Here is a 19,473-nt window from a genome sequence, read left to right on the forward strand (position 1 = left end):
ATTCGTCATCTTATTTGCGAATTATTATCATTTGAAATCTAAGGAAGAGGGAAGAATGAACAACAACGCCTACCCACATACAAAGCAGCAGAGCGTCTCTGACGACTACTTTGGTACGCAAGTAAAGGATCCTTATCGCTGGTTGGAGGGTGATACCAGTGAAGAAACGGCTGCTTGGGTAGAGTCGCAAAATGCTCTTACCTTTGGTTATCTGTCTGATATCCCTTTTCGAGATGCACTGCGTGAGCGTATTGCTAAGGCACAGGACTACAAGAAGAGTTCTCAACCTTTTGTACGCGGCGAGTATACCTACTTCTATAAGAATGATGGGTTACAAAACCATAGCATTCTTTATCGCAGCAAGGATGGCAGCGAGCCAGAAGTTTTCTTAGATCCAAACACATTCTCGCAAGACGGCACTACTTCATTAGGCTCAGTGTCATTTTCCAAAGATTATAGCTTGGTGGCTTATAGCATCTCTGAAGGCGGCAGTGACTGGCGCAAGATTTTTGTAATTGATGTAGAAACCAAGCAGCAGTTAGAGCCAGAAATTGTTGATGCAAAGTTCACAGGCGTATCTTGGCTTGGTAATGAGGGCTTTTATTACTCTAGCTACGACAAACCCGATGGTAGCCACCTTTCTGCGCGAACTGAGCAGCATAAGCTCTATTATCACGAGCTAGGAACGCCTCAGAGCAGCGATAAGGTGGTATTTGGTGCCAAACCAGAACAAGCGCATCGTTACGTCCATGGATACACCACAGAAGACGACAACTACCTGATCATTTTGGCTCAAGAGTCGACATCGGGTAATCGTATGTTCTACATCGATTTACGTAGCGAGTCGCAATCAATCCACACAGTGGTCGATCACGTCGACAGTGATACCCATTTGATTGATAACCAGGGTAGCCAATTCATTCTATACACCAACCTTGATGCGCCAAACGGTCGTGTGGTGAGCCTAGATACTGAGACTCAGCAATGGAATGATATTATCCCGGAGCGAGAGCAACCGCTGGATATCACAACCGGTGGCGGTTACTTGTTGGCACACTACATGGTGGATGTGCTGTCGAAGTATGAGCAGTTTGATTACCAAGGTAACAAGGTGCGTGATATCGAATTGCCAGCGCAAGGAGCGGCAAGTGGACTCGGTGGTGAGCGAGAGCAAAAAGAGCTTTACTACACCTTTACCAACTATGTGACGCCGCCAACCATCTTCTCGTTTGATGTAGAGACGGGCGAATCTAAAGTGTTTGAAAAATCGCAAGCGCCGTTTGAGAGTGAACAGTACCAGTCAGAGCAAGTGTTCTACAGCTCAAAAGATGGCACACGAGTGCCGATGCTTATCTCTTACAAAAAGGGGACTAAGCTCGATGGCTCTGCACCAACGATTTTGTATGGCTATGGCGGCTTTAATGTCTGTCTCCCTCCTTCGTTCTCTGGCAATGTCGCGAGCTGGCTAGAGCTTGGTGGTATCTATGCTGTGCCTAACCTGCGTGGTGGCGGTGAATATGGTAAAGCGTGGCACAATGCTGGCACACAGCAGCAGAAACAGAACGTGTTTGATGATTTCATTGCAGCGGCTGAGTTCTTGATTGAGAACAACTACACGAGTTCCAGCAAATTAGCGATTCGAGGCGGCTCTAACGGTGGCTTGTTAGTTGGAGCTTGTATGACACAGCGCCCTGAGTTGTTCCAAGTGGCTCTGCCTGCAGTTGGTGTACTAGATATGCTGCGCTACCACACCTTTACTTCAGGTGAGGGCTGGGCTTATGACTACGGCACGTCTGAGCAAAGCAAAGATATGTTTGAGTACCTACTGGGATATTCACCGGTTCATAATGTTAAAGAGGGGCAATCTTACCCGGCTACATTGGTGACAACGGCGGACCACGATGATCGTGTTGTCCCTGCGCACTCCTACAAGTTTATCTCTGAGCTGCAGCTTAAACACCAAGGTGAGCAACCCGTGATGATTCGCATTGATGTGAATGCGGGCCACGGCGCAGGTATGCCGCTCAACAAAGCGATTGATCTATCGGCAGATACTTATGCCTTTACTCTGTGGAATATGGGGATTAAGGAGTTGAGCGTTTAGCCATCGCTCATTCTTTTGGTGTAAAAAAGAGGTACAAAAAAAGTCGCATCCGTGCGACTTTTTTCATTTTTGGCGGCCAAACCAATTTGCTATATCCACTCTGTAGCAATCCATTAATGCAAATTTTCAGAATGTATTTATATGACGTTGTTAATGTGAATTAGTTCCACTTACGCAGCATCTTTTTTTGGTTTTTCATCAAGATCGAACGATGCATCGATGAGTTTCTGCGTGTATTCATGCTGTGGATTTTGGAAAATGTCTTCCGCTGTACCTTGCTCCATTACTTCACCTTTCTGCATCACTAATACGCGATCGGATAGGGCTTTTACCACCGACAAGTCATGACTGATGAACAAGAAGCCAATATTGTGTTTGGCTTGAATGTCTTTCAGAAGATCAATCACGGTTAGCTGTACTGAACGGTCAAGTGCCGACGTTGGCTCATCCAACAAGATGAACGAAGGCTCAAGGATAAGCGCTCGTGCAATCGCGATACGTTGACGTTGTCCGCCCGAGAATTCATGTGGATAACGGTTGATTGAACTCGGTTCTAAGCGAACTTCAAGTAGTGCTTTACGTGCACGTTCCAAACGCTCTTTCTTAGTCAGATGAGGCTGGTGAACAGTCAATCCCTCAGTGATGATCTCACCGACCGTCATACGTGGTGATAACGAGCCATATGGGTCTTGGAACACCATCTGCACATCTTTCTTAAGGTTGTGGCGCTCTTTATCCGTTAACAGACTCACGTCTTGGCCTTTGTAAACAATACGGCCAGTAGATGGTAGAAGACCGATTAGAGCACGACCCAAGGTCGACTTACCTGAACCTGACTCACCAACAATACCTAAGGTTTCACCCTGCTTAAGCTTAAGCGAGATGCCTTTCACAGCCTCAAAGTATTGGCAACGGCTTTTAATAAAGTGCGGCTTAACGAGGAACTTAACGCGAATATCGTCCGCTTCCAGTAGTTGTGGCGCTGACTCTTCAATCGGTGTTTTTGAACCTTTTGGTACTGAGTTGATCAGCATGCGAGTGTATTCGTGTCTTGGTGCTTCAAACAGCGGGACAGTCTCGCCTTCTTCGACCAATTCACCCTTACACATTACTAATACGCGATCAGCGAAGTGTTTTACTACACCTAAATCGTGGGTAATGAACAGGATCGCCATACCCATCTTGGCTTGGATCTCTTTGATAAGAGACAGCACTTCGGCCTGTACCGTTACATCTAGTGCGGTTGTCGGCTCATCGGCGATAAGAATGTCTGGCTCATTAATCAGCGCCATCGCGATCATGATACGTTGCAGTTGACCGCCTGAAAATTCGTGTGGGTATTTAGTGTAGGCTTGGCTTGGATTCGGTAGGTGCACCAGATCAAATAGCTCCAAAACACGTTCTTTGGCTTGCGCTTTTGATACGTTGCGGTGACACATGATGGCTTCAGCCACTTGAATGCCGACACGTAGGTAAGGGTTTAGCGACGTCATCGGCTCTTGGAAAATCATGCCGATACGATCACCACGTACCGCTTGCATCTCACGCTCAGATTTATCGAGAATCGATTCGCCTTCAAACTCGATGTACGACTCTGGGTGGATGATAGCGTTATCAGGTAAGAGGCTCATGAGAGCATTAGAGGATACGGATTTACCAGAACCGGACTCACCCACAATTGCGAGGGTTTCGCTTGGGTTGAGCGTGAAGTTAATGCCCTTTACCGCATCAATGATTCCATCATTGGTTTTAAAACTCACGGAAAGGTTATTGACCTTAAGGATGGCTTTGTCTGACATGATACGTCCTTATTCAGTTTAAGACATTAGGTGATGGGTAGGTGTCGTGGGTCGACTTCAATTGTCCAAAGTAGTGATGCGCTCTTTGAAGTTGCTCTAGCTCTAGCATCCAGTGAGCGTTGCGTTGTGCGCTGCAAAAAGCGATCAAATGTCTGAGGAGTTCTTCGCTCTGCTGTTCCAGTAGCGAATGAGTACGCTTGATCAGAGAGTTATCTTCTAAAGAAATGAACTGCATCAAGGCGTAAGTTTGATTCAATGTGTCAAAGGCATCTTGCTGCTGACCCAGCTTATTGAGGATTTCTGCTTGAGAAATACTGGCGTCGCGCAGTCCTGTCAGTAAACAAGCGAACTGACAAGGTTTGACATCGTTTTGGAAAGCGGCATTTTGAATATGGTGTGGAAGCGAACTCAGAACATCGCCGTACAGACGTTGAGCTTCTGGCCAATGGCCCTGCTCCATGAGTTGTTCCGCTTTAAGGTAGTGCATCCAGCATCGTTCTAAATCCATCTTCTCAGCCTCTAAATTATAAGACCAAAGAATGTTAATGATATTTATTATCAAATGCAAACAAAAACCATTTGGTTTTGTTTCAAATGTTAAATCATTTTAGTGTCACTGATTCCTGTTAGTTTCATTGATTTACAACGAAATCGTTCGTTATTTGTTCAGTTGAACCGTGATGTAGCGTAAGTCACTAAATTTAGAAGAAATTACATCTACACTTATTTGAACTATACCCATAAGAAAAGGATTAAGGAGGCGGCGATGGCGATTCAAAGACTCAACTCAGAGCAACTGTATCAGGTAGCTGAACTTGAAAAGTTGCCTTGTAAGTCGACCAAGGAACTGGCTCCCATTGATGAGATAGTTGGACAAGAACGCGCGCAGAAAGCGGTCGAGTTCGCTATGTCGATCAAGGAAAAGGGTTACAACATTTATGCGATTGGCCGCAATGGCCTTGGTAAGCGCACCATGATCTTGCGTTACCTTAATCGTCACCCACAAGAGCCTGACCAGCTGTTCGACTGGTGTTATGTCGCGAACTTCGACGATATTCGTACCCCAAAAGTACTCAAGTTACCGAGCGGTGTGGGCACTAGCCTGAAGCAAGACATCGAAAAGCTGATGCGTAAGCTCCTAAAAGCGATGCCGTTGGCGTTTGATAACGAGATGTACTTTGGCCGCGCAGATACGCTGAAGAACCAACTTGCAAGCAAACAGCAGGTGGCACTTGAGGCGATCAGTCTAGAAGCGAAAGAGAAGGGTATTAACCTGACTATTACCTCGAAAGGTGATTATCAGTTTGTGGCGATGAACGGTGAAGAGCTGCACACGGAGGAGACCTTCGACCAACTCTCTGTTGAAGAGCAAGAACAGTTCGACAAGAGTATTGATGCACTCGAAGTAGGGTTGCGCACCATCTCTAGAGAGCTCACTGAGCTAGAGGAGACCTACACTGAGAAGATCCAGAAACTTAATGACGACACCACTCGTGATGTAATCACTCACTTTATCAAACAGTTGAAGCAGGATTACAGCAAGTATCCAGAGATCAAAAAGTACCTCACGGCACTGCGCAAAGACATCGTCGAGAATGCGGAAATCTTCCTAGAAGAGAGCAATGAGCAGGCTGAGATCGCCACAGCTTCTTTAGATAAAAAGCTACCTCGTCGCTACAAAGTCAACGTACTGGTCAGCCAGAAAGAGCAGCAACTGCCAATTGTTGTCGAAGACAACCCAAACTACCACTCGTTGTTTGGTTATGTTGAAACGGCGACGTTCAAGGGGACGGTATTTACGGATTTCTCTTTGATTCGTGCTGGTAGCTTACATCGTGCGAATGGTGGTGTGTTGCTGATGGATGCGGTGAAGGTGCTGGAGCAGCCTTATGTTTGGGATGGTCTCAAGCGTGCGCTTCGTTCTCGTCAGTTGAGCCTGACTTCGCTAGAGAAAGAGGTCACCTTAACAGGTGCGGTTTCGCTTGATCCTGAGCCAATCCCATTGGATGTGAAGATCATTCTGTTCGGTGATTACCGCACTTACCAACTGCTTCAGCATTACGATGCGGAGTTTGGTGAGTTATTCCGCGTGACCGCTGATTTCGAAGATGAAATGAAACGCACCGCGGATTCAGAACTGCATTATGCACGCTTCATTTCGAGTATTGTTCATGACAACGGCATGCTGCATTGTGACCGCAAAGCGATTGCTCGCATCATTGAACACAGCTCACGTCAGGCCGGTGATCAGAGCAAGCTGTCTCTACACTCGGCTCATATCGCGAATCTGTTGCGTGAGTCCAACTATGTAGCCAAAGGCTCAAACTCGAATCTGATTCGTGCAGGTCACGTTGAACAAGCATTGGCAAATCAGCAGCTGCGTGTAGGTCGATTGCAAGACAGCGTCATGGAGACCTTCACCAATGGCACCACTCTGATGCGTGTTGAAGGAGAAGCCGTCGGACAAGTTAATGCGTTGTCGGTGCTGAGTACGACCGACCACATGTTCGGCGCGCCAAACCGCATCACAGCGACGACTGCTTACGGTGATGGCGAGGTGATCGATATTGAGCGAAACGTTGATCTTGGTGGCAGCATCCACTCGAAAGGGGTGATGATCTTGTCGGCTTACCTCTCTTCTGTGTTTGGTAAAACCGCAAAAGTGCCACTAACCACCAACATCACCTTCGAGCAGTCGTATGGCGGGGTTGATGGAGACAGTGCGAGTATGGCCGAGTTCTGTGCCGTTGTGTCTGCTTTCTCAAAACAACCTAACCGTCAAGACATCGCGATTACGGGCTCGATGAACCAGTTTGGTGAATCGCAGCCTATTGGTGGCGTGAACGAGAAAATCGAAGGCTTCTTCGATGTGTGTGAAATCAAAGGGCGCAGTAATACCCAAGGCGTCATTATTCCGCGTTCTAACGTTCACAATCTGATGCTACGTAGCGATATCGTGAAGGCGGTAGAGAAATGTGAGTTTAACATCTGGGCTATTGAGCATGTGACTGAAGCGATCGAGCTGTTTACGGGTAAACCTGCAGGTGAGCCAAGTGACGAAGGTAGCTATCCGATTGATACCATCTTTGGTATTGCTCAAGCGAAACTCAATGCGCTGAGAAAATAGCGAGATAGATACAAGCAAAAGGTTAGTCTAGCTTGTGTCATCGTCCTTAACGAAAACAGCCATCAAATACGATGGCTGTTTTTATTTAGGTATACGTTTGGAAGCTTGGCACTTGGAAGATTGGTGCTTTGAGAGCTTAGCCTTGTCTTAGGCGTAATTTCGTCCCATCAAACTTCAGTTTGCTCAGCAGGTTGCGTGCATTAGCGCGTCCAACCTCGTCAAATTCGACACCATATCGGGCATAGTGGGTTGATTTTTGAAGGTTACAGATCACCCCTTTCAATGGCGGTAGTAAAGGACCATTGTAGTTGTCTGGCGAGATCTCAATCGAAACACGCTCAGCTACCTGAAGGTTTCTTGAGGTCGGTGACGTGACAAATCGACACCCACTCTTTGAAAGGTCGCGGATTTCACAATCAGTGCGTTGATCATTGATATTGATCTTACCAGCTAGGTTGACCTCATAACGAGTCTCTTTACGCAGTTGTGTTACCTGCATAGTACTTGGCGTTGACAAGATCAGTAGTGGGAAGGGTTCACCGATGTTGTGGTGAATCTGACTTCTAAAGTGGATCAGTGCGCCTTCACCTCGAAGAGAGTATGCGCGAACGGTCATCCAGAAGCCCTCTTGAAAGAAAAAGCCAAGATCGTCTGATGAGACTTCAGGAACTTCAATCAAGATGCAGTTTTCACTGTGGGTGCCAATGAATTTGGTGGTGGCTAAGAATTTACTGCCAACTGGGGTAGTTATGTTGAGAGTCAGTTCACTGCCGTGCTCAATCATCGCCAACGCATCCGTGCTGTTGATGGTTGATACGGTGCGATTTCGCGGATCTTGCAGTGATTGGTTCGGCTCCACAGGTCTCTTTAGTGGTGCGTTCATTGTGTTTTCTCCATGCGCCAACATGCGTTGTCTGACAATAGACGGTTCTTACGTGCTAGATTTAGGTAAGTGAGGTGATTGGATATTGAATCTGGTGTGGCTGTGTCCATTTCAGATTTATTTGTAATTCCCACTACATCGTTTTATTTATATGCACGTGCGTTAGTCTATTAACATCAATCCAAGACTTCAATTGTTTATCGTTTAGCATGTCGAATATTTATAGGAGTTGAGAATGCAGGCAATAAAATGGGATCAGGAAGCCCAAAAAATAACGGTAGAGCTAGCTCCCGAACAGTATGCTGTGGTGAAATACCAGCAACAAGGACAGGTGCTTCACATTACCTCAACTCGCGTTCCGGATGAGCTACAAGGGCAGGGCATGGGCAAAGTGATGATGGAAGCGGTACTTCCAGAGATCGAAAAGGCGGGCTTTAAAATTGTCCCTGTCTGCAGTTATGTTGTGCACTACATGGCAAGGCAAAAACAGTGGTCTCATCTACTTGCGGATGAGGCATAACGAGAAAAGTATGTCTTGTTCAACCACAGATTCAACCACAGATTCTACAACACGATTGTACAATGCTATTGCCCACTCTATTCATGGTTCTGAGCGCCACCAAGTCGAAGTGATTCAGCGCTTATGGGGAGGCTACGGAGAGCTAGTTCGCTTGCACTTCCCAGATGCAACGGAGGTAGCCAGTGTTATCGTCAAACATGTCGCACTGCCGGATAAAACCGAACATCCTAAGGGATGGAATACTCAGCTTTCACACCAGAGAAAAGTAAAGTCATATCAGGTTGAAACCTCTTGGTATCAAGGGTTTACTCAAGAATATGATCCACATTGCCCTGTTCCTGTTGGTTTGCAATGTCAACAAACTGAGGGTGAGTGGCTGATTGTTATGCAAGACCTCAAGACGCTCGGCTTCCCAAACATATCCAACTTTGATGTACTAGCGAGTGAAGTCGAGGGTTACAGTCTTGAAGAGGTGCAGCAGCGCAATGCTTGTTTGCGCTGGCTTGCGCATTTCCACGCGAAACATATCAACATAAACCCGAGTGATGTATCGAGTTTGTGGGAAACTGGCACCTATTGGCATTTAGCAACGCGACCGGATGAACTGAGTGTATTGGTTGATCAAGCTCTCAAGAGAAACGCTGAGAAGATTGATCATAAGTTGAAAGAGTGCCCTTACCCAACATTAGTGCATGGTGACGCCAAGCTAGCCAACTTCTGTTTTGATGTTGAAAATAAAAATGCGGCAGCAGTCGATTTTCAATATGTAGGGCTTGGCTGTGCCATGAAAGATGTGGCGCTGTTTATGAGCAGTGCGATTAGGCCAAGAGATTGTGCAGAGCTAGAGATCGAGGTGTTAAATGTCTATTTTGAGCAGCTTACTCACGCATTGGCACTCTATCAGCCACAATTAAATGCAGTGCAAGTCGAAGCGGCTTGGCGCCCTATGTTTGCAACCGCATGGGCCGATTTTCAACGCTTCGTTAAGGGTTGGAGCCCAAATCACTGGAAGATTAACCCATATACTGAGCAGCTAACGAAAAAAGCACTCAGTGAGATGAACGAACAGGAGTTTGTTGATGTTCGATAAAACTGCAAGTTGGAAGACGCCGCAGAACTTTTTATTGCTGATTTCGATTATTGTCCCGATCGCGTTTTCTAGCTGGATGGCGTTGTTGAACAACTTTGTTGTTGAGCGAGCTAACTTCGACGGTGCCGATATTGGGTTACTTCAGAGTGTGCGTGAAATCCCAGGCTTTCTTGCGTTTACGGTTGTGTTTGTGTTGGCCTTTATTCGCGAGCAGCGATTCATGTTGGTCTCACTGGCAATGCTGACAGTAGGCACCGCAATCACGGGATTGTTTCCAACATTGACGGGGCTTCTGCTAACAACGATTTTAATGTCGACGGGCTTTCACTACTTTGAAACACTGAAGCAATCGCTATCACTGCAATGGCTGAGTAAAGAAGAAGCGCCAGAGATGCTGGGTAAGATGATCTCAGTCGGTGCGCTGGCTTCTCTTGTTACCTACGGCTCAATTTGGGTGATGCTGGAGCAACTGAAGCTCGATTTTGTATGGGTTTACGGCATTACCGGTGGGATAGGCTTCTTACTCGTATTGGTAATGACCTTTGGTTTTCCTGAATTTAAAACTGAGACTCAGCAGAACAAAAAGTTGGTACTGCGTAAGCGCTACTGGCTCTACTATGCACTGACTTTTATGAGCGGAGCTCGTCGACAGATCTTCACTGTATTTGCTGGGTTCTTGATGGTAGAGAAGTTTGGCTATTCTGCAGCCGATGTGACGCTACTGTTCTTGATTAACTATCTATTCAACTTCTTATTTGCAAAACGTATTGGTAAGTTCATCGGAGTCGTTGGTGAGCGCAAAGCCCTGATGTTTGAATATGTTGGCTTGATTGGCGTGTTCGTCGGCTATGGCTTGGTGCAGAGCGCTGAGTGGGCTGCTGCGCTGTACGTGATTGATCATCTGTTCTTTGCATTGGCATTGGCGATTAAAACCTACTTCCAGAAGATCGCAGATCCAGCAGATATGGCTTCAACGGCAGGGGTTTCTTTCACTATCAACCACATCGCAGCCGTTGTTATCCCGGTGGTATTCGGTGTTATCTGGCTAGCTTCTCCAGCAACTGTTTTCTTTATTGGTGCTGCGATGGCGGGTGTCTCTTTGCTACTGTCTCTGAACATTCCTAAGATTCCGGAAGATGGTAATGAGGTACGTTACTTTAGCTGGCGATAGCAATAGATTGCTTTGATGAAGTTTGAATAAAACAAAAGCTCCAATGTCGCCATTGGAGCTTTTTTGTATTTGCCATGAATTAAAGGCGTTCACCTTAATTGATTGTTTATATTAATTGCTCTTTTAGTGAGTTTGAGAAGCGCTTTTTGTAGCTGCGTAACATACTGAAACTGCAGACCGCTGTCAGGGTTTCTGCAAACAAAATACTCGCCCAGATCCCTTGCTCGGGAAATAACTTAGGTAACACCAGAATGCCTATTGCAACGAACACAAAACCACGTCCAAGCGATATCAAAGTGGCTTGTTTTGGTTGCGCGGTTGCTTGGAATAGGTTTGCAATCACTAAGTTGATGCCCATTAGTGGCACACCAAAGAAGAAAAAGGTTAAAGCCGTTGCTGACAGCTCAATCAAGTCACTGGACTCTCCTAGGTAAAGCGCTGCGATTTCTGGAGCGAATAGGAAAACGATGAGCATAAAAGCTAAGCCACTGCCTACAGCACTCTTTAGACCCAACATGAAAATATCGTCTATTCGTTTGGGTTGGTTGGCGCCGTGATTAAAGCTGATGATTGGCTGACATGCTTGAGCGATACCGACCATCACAAACAGCGCAAAGACTCCAATGTTGGCAGTTAAACCGTAGGCGATAATATGACTCTCGCCAAACTGATCCAATAACACATAGTTGAACAACAAAATGGTCATTGCAGCCGTCACTTCAATGAAGAAGGTAGGCGTACCTATTTTGAGGATACTAGGCAATTTATTAAAGCCAATCCCTGTTAGGCTCAGATTTAAGGTGCCTTGTTTACGCACAAAATGGGTCAGTAGGATACAAGCGATAACACCTTGTGCGATCGCAGTGCCGTAGGCCGCCCCTTTCATGCCCCAGCCCCATTCTAAGACGAAGAAATAGTCTAAGACGAGGTTCACTATCGCACCAATCGACATCGCATAGGTGGCGAGTTTTGGGTTGGTATCATTACGGACAAAACAGGACATGACCCATGCGAGTGAATACAACACAAAGAATTGCAGCATTACTGATAGGTAGTCATGAGTCAGTTCCGCCATGTAACCAGAAGCGCCCATCAGCGCAATAATTTCATCCAACCAATAGAGAGCGGTGCTCACTGTGACGGTACTAAAGACTGCTGTGATCAGCATAGACTGATTAAACAGGGTTTGTCCTGATTTGAGATTGCCCTTGCCGACTTCAATCGACATTAAAGCGGCACCGCCAATACCGACCATCATGGCGATAGCGGTAAATATAGAGAAAGCAGGAATGGTTAAAGCTATGGCACCTAAGCCGTCAGCGCCCACGCCCTGTCCGACGAACCAAGCGTCCCCCATGATGAATAGAGACTTGATCACCATGCCAGTTAATGCCGGCCAAAGGTATTGATAAAAGGATTTAGAGACTGGATCAGTTTTTAAATTGATGGCCATTAAAAAAAGCTCGCGACAAAAGGGTGTTAACAATAAACGAGCATTATCGGAACTTAATTAGACGTGAAAAAGGGATTATCTGCGTATTATGTTGCACTATCTGCACATCGGGTTCGAAATTCTGCAGGCGACTCATTCATTTGTCCACGATAAAAGCGGCTGAAATAAGCGGGATCTTCATAGCCGAGTTCAAAGGCAATGGTCTTAATTGTTTTGGTTGAAAAGATCAGTTCACGGTTCGCCTCTAATATGATTCGGTCGTGAATTAATTGAGTGACTGTTTTCCCGCGCTCTGCCTTAACGATTTCGTTTATGCGCTTGTTGGTTATCGACAAGGCTTGAGCATAAAACTCGCAGGTTTTGTGTGACGTGTAATTCTGCTCAATCAGATCGATCACCTTGTTCACTCGGGTGTCACGCACCTCGCCCTTCAATGATGATTGAGTAGCAAATCGTAATATGTAGCGCAAAAAGCTATTGATGAGAGATTCCACTAAGTCCCAATCGCAATCTTCACGCTCACACTCTTCTTTCAGCATATTGAAGATAGGAAGTAGGTAGCGGTTTCCTTCTTCATCGCAATCAAGATAGGGAGGACGACTGTGGTGCATGGCGAAAACACTATCCACCAATTGCGTACTGCGGTGATTGGTTTCTACAAAGCCGGGAGTAAAAAGCAGCATACGAGCATGTTCCCCAACGGATTCCGAGCGGTGCACTTGACCGGGAGCGATGGTAAATATACGCCCGACCTTATTGTCGTAATCGACGAAATCAATGCTCTGACTGCCCAAGCCATCGACACACCAAACAAGCTCCCAATACTCGTGCCGGTGAGGCTCAAGGAAAGCTTCATCACTTTTCGTTAGCTCGGTAACACGACACGGTTGACCTTTAACAAGCCGCATGTGCTTTATGGGATTTTTCATGACGTTCCTTGGTTGAAAGGCTAGGGCAAGTCGGTGGATATTATGGATATTATGGATTCTAATGTAGTCGATTGTGATTTTTAAGTCATGTACTCGCTAAGTCTTGAGGCTGTTTTTGGACTGAGCGAATGGAATGTTGAGGAAAGCAGTTCGGCGATCTGAAGCGAGTCTTTGAAGAGTTCCATTGAGAAAATTCAACCAAAAATAAAACCCTAGAAGCTTATCAAGGCATCTAGGGTTTTCACATTTTGTTGCTGCGTTGTTTAGAGGTTCGCTTAGTTATTGCTCACTGTATTCAGTGAAGAGCGAAGTTTGAAGATACTCTTTGGTGCCTTGGTCAGCAAGATACCACCAAGCAGAGGAATCATCATAACCAGAGATTGCTCAGACAGCATTTCACCATTGACGTAGCAAGAGATCAGTAGCGCAACCACTGGGAAAATTAGGAAACAGATTGAAGCTTGGAACGGTGTCGACACTTGCCCCAGTTTGAAGTAAGCCACAATGCCACCGACACTTGCTACAAAACCTAAGTAGACAACGGCAGAGATTGAGTCCCAAGTAAATGCTGACACATCGACGTTTTCGCCAACAGCAGACACTACGAATAAGAAAATAGCAGCGATGAAGCTTGGTACTGCGTTGTAAGTCAGTACTTCAATGTCTTTACAATGCTTCTGAACCAATACGTACATGACTGAGTGAATCGCAACCGCTAGACCAAGAGATACAGTACCAATTAGGTAGTCTTCACCGCCCATTTGCATCTCATTCCCTAGGATTAGACATAGGCTGATTACGGCTGTGATAAGACCAAAAATCTGGTGCTTAGCAAGGCGCAAACCTAGGAACAGACCCGACATCAACATCACGGCGACAGGCATGTTGGCAAAGATAATGGAAGCGAGACCTGAAGAGATGTACTGCTCACCATAGATCATTAGGGTAAACGGAATTGCAAAGTACATCAGAGCGACAATTAAGATCCATTGACGCTTGCCTTTTGGAAACAGCAAAGGCTGGTTGAATACTTTGGCTAGTACGGCTAGCAGAGGTGCCGCCAAAAGGAAACGCAGTGCCGTAGCAAAGATTGGTGGGATAGAGTGCAAAGCAACTTCCATCGCGAACCAAGTGGTGCCCCAAATAAGACACACAGACAAAAAGAGCAAAACAGTAAAAGACTTCGAATTCATGGTGACTTCCTAATACTTATAATTGTAAATCATAGGCTTGTGCCGCCTAATTGATGTGCCACAGTATAAGGAGCTCGCGAGAGAAAAAGTTTGCCTTTTTATCTCTAATTTGTAACTTTTGTGAAATATTTTTCCTATTATTGCTTTGTTTTTGGAAAATATTTTCACTCAAGTAAGTTAATGTAATGTCATTGTTCTTTGTGAGGGTATGTTGAGTGTTTGAATGGAAAAATCCCCTTTATCCAAGATACGAAAATAAAGGGGTGAGAGTTACCAAATGAAACGGTAAAAAGGTTCAAATCTCAACAGGGTTCTAGAACCTTAAGTTAAACCCCAGTTCTACGCTGCCATCAGAGCGAAACACATCTCCAGGACTGACTCGTTTTTGCCCAAAGGTGTATTTCACATAAGGCTCTACCCACTTAGGTTTTAAAGTGAAAGTGATGTCTTGGCTGTTGTAATAGCTTTTTGTTCCCGTTAATTGGCGATCATGGCTGAAAGAGTAGGAAAAGCTCATGTGATCGGAAGGTGAATAGCTCGTACCGATGGTGTTCTTCCATTCGCGATTGGCATTATGAAGATCAGCAAGCGAGAATTTTCGCCACTCATGCGAGGTATTGGCAAACAACATGATATTTTCTGATATTGCTGTCCCACCAAAGAGTCCAACGTCATAAATATCAATAAGATCTGCACGACCATAGCTGACAAAGGCTTCAGTATAGAACTGGCCGAGTACTACGCCATAGCCTGTTCCAAGCTCTAGGTAGCCTTCACTGTCGATCTCTGCATTTATATTGATGGCATCTGTCGCTTGAATCACGCCAGATACAGTGCCGACCCATGTATCGCCAGCTTTGGCGGTTTGAAAGCTGAGGCTTGGTTCGTGATAGCTTAATTGTTGTAGCTGGTGGTCATTGGCGGAAACACTAAGCGTTACCAGCATAGCCAAAGATAGTCGTTTCATGTCACTCTCAACGCAGATTCAAACAAAAAGGAGCCACTTATAAAGCGGCTCCTTTGCTTCTGTTTACTGTTTCATTTAGCCGCGGCTTACACGGTCTTTTACAGCTTGTTTGATTTGTTGACGTTGCTCTTGAGAAAGCGATTGAACCTTTTGTTTTAGTTCTGCTTTTTGCTGTGCACTCTCTACTTCAGGTAAATTTGCATCAGGAGCAGGAACAAATGTCCAAGAACCATCACCACGGAAGATTTCAAGTTTGTTGCCATTCTCACCAGTGATAGTAATCATGCGGTCTTGTGGGTTTACTGCTGGGTTAAGTTCTACTTTCACTACACCATGTGCTTCTGTTGAAACGTAGATCTTATTGACTTGACCGTTTCGGTTGCGCTCTACGTGACCTAAGCCATTGCCATTAGCATCTACAACATGGTCATCTTCCGTGATGCTCGCAATTGTCTGTCCATCAACAACTAGCGCACCATCAATTACAGCGATGTCTTTACCGATAGGGTTCTCTACGTCATCGTAGATTGGAAAGTCAGGTGTACCTGCTGGGATAAAAGTCCAAGAGCCGTCGCCACGGAAGAGCTCTAGTTTGTTGCCATTCTCACCAGTAATCGTGATCATGCGGTCTTCTGGATTTACAGCCGGGTTCAGTTCAATTTTAACTTCGCCGTATACATTAGTTGATACGTAGATCTTGTTAACTTGTCCATTACGGTTGCGCTCAACGTGGCCAATCCCGTTGCCGTCTGCATCCACAATACGATCTTGGTCATTAATGCTTGCTACAGTTTCACCATTTACAACCAATTCACCATCAATAACAGCGATATCTTTACCAATTGGGTTCTCTACGTCATCGTAAATTGGTAGGTCTGGGTGACCTGCAGGGATGAATGTCCAAGAGCCGTCACCACGGAAAATCTCTAGCTTGTTACCATTTTCGCCAGTGATAGTCACCATGCGATCTTCTGGGTTGACTGCTGGGTTTAGCTCAACTTTCACTGTGCCGTAAGTGTCGGTGTGAGCATAGATCTCGTTTACTTGACCGTTGCGGTTACGCTCGACATGGCCCAGTGCATTACCGTCTGCATCGACGATTCTGTCGTTGCCATCGATAGAAGCAACAGTTTCACCATCAATTAGGAGCTGTTCGTCGATAACGATGATGTCTTTTGCAATTGGAGTGCTTGGATCATCAAATTCTGGGTTGTCAGGATTTTCTGGGGCAATCTCAACTGGGTTTGTTGGAGCTGGCGTTACTTGACCACCATCGTTGCTACTTGAACCAGAAGAAGAACAGCCAGCTAGGAAAGAAGCGGCGATTAGGGTACTCAGTAATTTTAGTTTCATGGATCTACTCTCAAAATAGTTAAGGAACTCGTGGTGCGTCTTGCAGTTTTAATGGCGTTCCTAGCCGATGAGAGAAGTATATGGAGTGGACAAAAAAGCCTCTAATCGCTTGATGGAATAGAGGCTTTAACGTTCGGTTATTAATGAGAGAGCAGAAACAGCGTGATAACTCAGGGTTATTATTGAATTTTTTGAGAATCGCCGTTCAGCAGATTCTCGAGGATCTTTTTCAGCCACAGTGTTGTTGGACTATTGCGGTTTTTGTGGTGGTAGTAGGCGCACATCGTTGGTTGTACATCTTTGCTGTCGAACAACAGGTTGATGGCTCTCAGTGATGTCTTTTGTTCAATCTCTAAGAACTTAGAGGCAGGGAAAAGCATGTCGGAGTTACGCACCACGTCGATTACTGCAGACGGCAGTTCAGAGCGGAAACCAATATTGGCCTTGTGACCCTTAATCTTCAGTATTTTCTCAGCCAGTGACTGGTGCGAGTTCCAGTCGACCGCGATAACAGAGGCCAGCTCGAAATTCACACCATCCTTTACCTCGATGAAATCGCCTTGATAAGGGTGGTCTTCGCGTACGTAACCTTTAAACGTATCTTGTGCAATGCGCTGTTGAAGTAGCTCTTTGGGTGCGTGGTTGATCTCATAGTTCAAGCCAATATGAACCTCATCATTGATGATGTCGGTCATGGTCGTGCCTGACCAGTTAAGAAGCTGAACCTGCACATGTGGGGCTTGCGCGCGAATCGCTTTAAAAAGTTTGCTAGAGAGGGAGCTAAGCAGATACGGCGAGAGTGCAACTTTAATTATGCCCTGCAGTTCTGCGGGGTTGAACTCGTTACTGTTGTTTAACGCACACGACAGTTCGTCCAGTATCGGAGAGATACTTTCTGCGAGCAGATTGGCATGTTCAGTCGCTCGTAAGCCGTGATGTGTTTTAACGAACAGTTCATCATCAAAATGATCACGCAGGCGCTGGAGAGCTTTACTTACTGCGGGTTGAGAGACAAAAAGGCGCTCTGATGCTTTTCTCATGTTACGCTCTTGGTGCAGTATGATGAAAGTTCTCAGAAGGTTGAGATCGAGATTCGCGAATAAGTCTTTTGCCATTTTGCCCCCTAACGTCACGTGTACTCTTTAATCATAAGACGACGATTCAGGTAGGACAAATTGAAACTTTGTATAGAGAAGAGACCAAATAAATAAAACCCGTGTGAAACGGGTTTTATTTAAGTTTGAAGGGGTTATCTTGCTTTTAGCGGCTTGTTCGGTGCGGGTACCGTTTTAGGCTGTCGAATCGCAAGGATGACTTGAGGGAGTAGTGACATCACAATCATACCTGTCATTAGCGAGTACTGAGCGGCAGTGAATGACTCACCCATCAGCAACATACCCATTACGATACCTGCGACTGGGTTAGCAATACCACCAAAGGTAAAGTCGACCACTGACATACGCTGCAGAAGCCAAACGTACATGCCGTAACCCAGTGCCGTATTCAAACCAATTACCCATAGCAGACCCATAAAGTTACGCGAATCGAAGTGGGTTACCGCGTTGACGTAAGGTTGCGGGTCGATGAAAGCGTGAACTGCTGAAGCTACAGACAAGATCACACCACCAAGAATCAATTGCCAAGTCAGTACTTTCCACCAATGCATGCGATCGCCGAGTGATTTAGTAATGCTGCTGCCCACAATGATACACATGATAGCGGCAAACATAGCACCTAACCCGATAGGGCTGAGCGAGATTTGACTTGGATTGAACAGCATCCATGCCAGTGAAATTAGACCGACACCCGACAGAGCTTGAATCAGGTTAGGGCGCTGCTTTTTAACAACCCAATGGAAAATCATTGCGAATACAGGCACTGAGATCATACCCACGCCTGAAATGGCAGAAGGCAAGGTGAGAGCCATAACAAAGATCAGACCGAAGAAGGTCGCAATATTGATTAAACCTAGTGTGAAAATGATCTGCCACTCGCCTTTTTTAGGTAGAGTAGGTTTCACGGCAAGCAATAATAACCCTGCAGGCAAAGCACGCAGAGCACCAAGTAGTAATGGTGGCCACTCCTGTAGCGTAAACTGCGTCACTGCATAAGTTGTACCCCAGAAGAAGGCGGGGATCATTGCTAATAATATATTCATCTAAAATATCTTTACGTTAAGATAACTCTTGGTGTGAAGAGTATACCCATAACTAGTGGTTGTAAAGTATCTTTATGTTAAACTAGTTTGAAGCAACTAAGACTAATAACGGAGCGTGATTGCAAATGGATGCTATTGACCGCGTGGTAGAACAATGGGCAAAGGAAAAGCCCGACCTAGAGACAGAGCCGATGGCGATTATGGGCCGAGTAATGCGTATCGCCAAATACATGGAGACACAAGTTGCCGACCTTCATAAACAATACGATATGAAGCTGGGCGAGTTTGATGTATTAGCGACGTTACGACGCTCTGGTAAGCCTTATCGACTCACCCCATCAGAGCTGATTGGTTCAATGATGTTGACCTCTGGTGCAATGACTAACCGCCTAGATAAGTTAGAAGCCAAAGGGCTTATCAGCCGCGAGCACAGCAAAGAAGATCGTCGCAGCGTGAGTGTTAAGCTCACAAGAAATGGCCTGACCCTGATTGATGAAATGATGACGGAACATGTGGAAATGCAGAAGAAGTTGGTGAAAACCCTCACTGCGAGTCAGAAGAAGAATACCAATCAACTGCTGAAAACATGGCTAAGTGCATACGAATAAGCTCTCTGGCACTTCACTATTGATGGCCGTTTAACTGTTTATAGCTGATTAAATATTGGTGTTTAACAAATGCCGCCAAGTTAAAACGAAAAACCGAAGCTCAGTGCTTCGGTTTTTT

The 19,473-nt window shown here is 45.7% G+C and carries 16 protein-coding genes; 6 read left to right on the forward strand and 10 right to left on the reverse strand.

The features are described from left to right. Nucleotides 1–55 precede the first annotated feature (55 nt). Nucleotides 56–2,104 carry a prolyl oligopeptidase family protein gene (locus FIV04_RS18980; protein WP_152470105.1) on the forward strand — a complete coding sequence of 683 codons (2,049 nt, stop codon included), beginning with the start codon at nt 56–58 and terminating at the stop codon, nt 2,102–2,104. Between the two features lie 170 nt (nt 2,105–2,274). Here the strand turns inward: FIV04_RS18980 and FIV04_RS18985 are convergent, their stop codons facing one another. Together FIV04_RS18985 and FIV04_RS18990 are read right to left on the reverse strand one after the other, a co-directional pair. Then, nucleotides 2,275–3,903, reverse strand: a complete 1,629-nt coding sequence (locus FIV04_RS18985; protein WP_152470106.1) for an ABC transporter ATP-binding protein — start codon at nt 3,901–3,903, stop codon at nt 2,275–2,277. 13 nt (nt 3,904–3,916) lie between these two features. Then, nucleotides 3,917–4,411, reverse strand: a complete 495-nt coding sequence (locus FIV04_RS18990; RefSeq protein WP_032553561.1) for a hypothetical protein — start codon at nt 4,409–4,411, stop codon at nt 3,917–3,919. Between the two features lie 258 nt (nt 4,412–4,669). Between FIV04_RS18990 and FIV04_RS18995 the strand changes: the two genes are divergently transcribed. Then, nucleotides 4,670–7,030: a Lon protease family protein gene (locus FIV04_RS18995; RefSeq protein WP_152470107.1), complete on the forward strand. Its 2,361-nt coding sequence runs from the start codon at nt 4,670–4,672 to the stop codon at nt 7,028–7,030. 136 nt (nt 7,031–7,166) lie between these two features. Here FIV04_RS18995 and FIV04_RS19000 read toward each other — a convergent pair whose 3' ends face one another. Then, a complete protein-coding gene (locus tag FIV04_RS19000) occupies nt 7,167–7,913 on the reverse strand; it encodes a flagellar brake protein (RefSeq protein ID WP_152470108.1) in 747 nt (248 codons plus the stop codon). A 235-nt stretch (nt 7,914–8,148) separates the two neighbouring features. Here FIV04_RS19000 and FIV04_RS19005 point away from each other — a divergent pair, with 235 nt between their 5' ends. The 3 genes from FIV04_RS19005 to FIV04_RS19015 are packed head-to-tail and all read left to right on the forward strand — an operon-like array spanning nt 8,149 to nt 10,694. Then, the gene (locus FIV04_RS19005) at nt 8,149–8,433 is read left to right on the forward strand and encodes a GNAT family N-acetyltransferase (protein ID WP_152470109.1); all 285 of its coding nucleotides are present in this window, start codon (nt 8,149–8,151) and stop codon (nt 8,431–8,433) included. A 10-nt stretch (nt 8,434–8,443) separates the two neighbouring features. Then, nucleotides 8,444–9,523 carry an aminoglycoside phosphotransferase family protein gene (locus FIV04_RS19010; protein WP_253895450.1) on the forward strand — a complete coding sequence of 360 codons (1,080 nt, stop codon included), beginning with the start codon at nt 8,444–8,446 and terminating at the stop codon, nt 9,521–9,523. Beyond that, on the forward strand, nt 9,513–10,694 hold the full coding sequence (locus tag FIV04_RS19015; protein WP_150897029.1) for an MFS transporter: 1,182 nt from the start codon (nt 9,513–9,515) through the stop codon (nt 10,692–10,694). Before FIV04_RS19010 ends, FIV04_RS19015 begins: the two co-directional genes overlap by 11 nt. Nucleotides 10,695–10,800: 106 nt before the next feature. Here FIV04_RS19015 and FIV04_RS19020 read toward each other — a convergent pair whose 3' ends face one another. From FIV04_RS19020 to FIV04_RS19055, 7 genes are all read right to left on the reverse strand, one after another. Next, complete coding sequence (locus FIV04_RS19020) at nt 10,801–12,147, reverse strand: MATE family efflux transporter (RefSeq protein ID WP_152470111.1); 1,347 nt, start codon at nt 12,145–12,147, stop codon at nt 10,801–10,803. A gap of 86 nt (nt 12,148–12,233) precedes the next feature. After that, nucleotides 12,234–13,076, reverse strand: coding sequence for a helix-turn-helix domain-containing protein (locus FIV04_RS19025; RefSeq protein ID WP_152470112.1), 843 nt, complete (start codon nt 13,074–13,076; stop codon nt 12,234–12,236). Nucleotides 13,077–13,351: 275 nt separating this feature from the next. Then, entirely contained in the window at nt 13,352–14,269 is a 918-nt protein-coding gene (locus FIV04_RS19030) for a DMT family transporter (RefSeq protein WP_152470113.1), read from the reverse strand. Between the two features lie 313 nt (nt 14,270–14,582). Continuing rightward, nucleotides 14,583–15,236: a hypothetical protein gene (locus FIV04_RS19035; protein ID WP_152470114.1), complete on the reverse strand. Its 654-nt coding sequence runs from the start codon at nt 15,234–15,236 to the stop codon at nt 14,583–14,585. Between the two features lie 75 nt (nt 15,237–15,311). After that, nucleotides 15,312–16,589, reverse strand: a complete 1,278-nt coding sequence (locus FIV04_RS27195) for a hypothetical protein (RefSeq protein ID WP_253895451.1) — start codon at nt 16,587–16,589, stop codon at nt 15,312–15,314. A 179-nt stretch (nt 16,590–16,768) separates the two neighbouring features. Next, the gene (locus FIV04_RS19050; protein WP_152470115.1) at nt 16,769–17,704 is read right to left on the reverse strand and encodes a LysR family transcriptional regulator; all 936 of its coding nucleotides are present in this window, start codon (nt 17,702–17,704) and stop codon (nt 16,769–16,771) included. 134 nt (nt 17,705–17,838) lie between these two features. Next, entirely contained in the window at nt 17,839–18,747 is a 909-nt protein-coding gene (locus FIV04_RS19055; RefSeq protein ID WP_152470116.1) for a DMT family transporter, read from the reverse strand. Between the two features lie 125 nt (nt 18,748–18,872). Between FIV04_RS19055 and FIV04_RS19060 the strand changes: the two genes are divergently transcribed. Then, on the forward strand, nt 18,873–19,355 hold the full coding sequence (locus FIV04_RS19060; RefSeq protein ID WP_152470117.1) for a MarR family winged helix-turn-helix transcriptional regulator: 483 nt from the start codon (nt 18,873–18,875) through the stop codon (nt 19,353–19,355). Nucleotides 19,356–19,473 lie beyond the last annotated feature (118 nt).

This window comes from Vibrio sp. THAF190c, from assembly GCF_009363355.1.
Classification (GTDB): domain Bacteria; phylum Pseudomonadota; class Gammaproteobacteria; order Enterobacterales; family Vibrionaceae; genus Vibrio; species Vibrio fortis_A.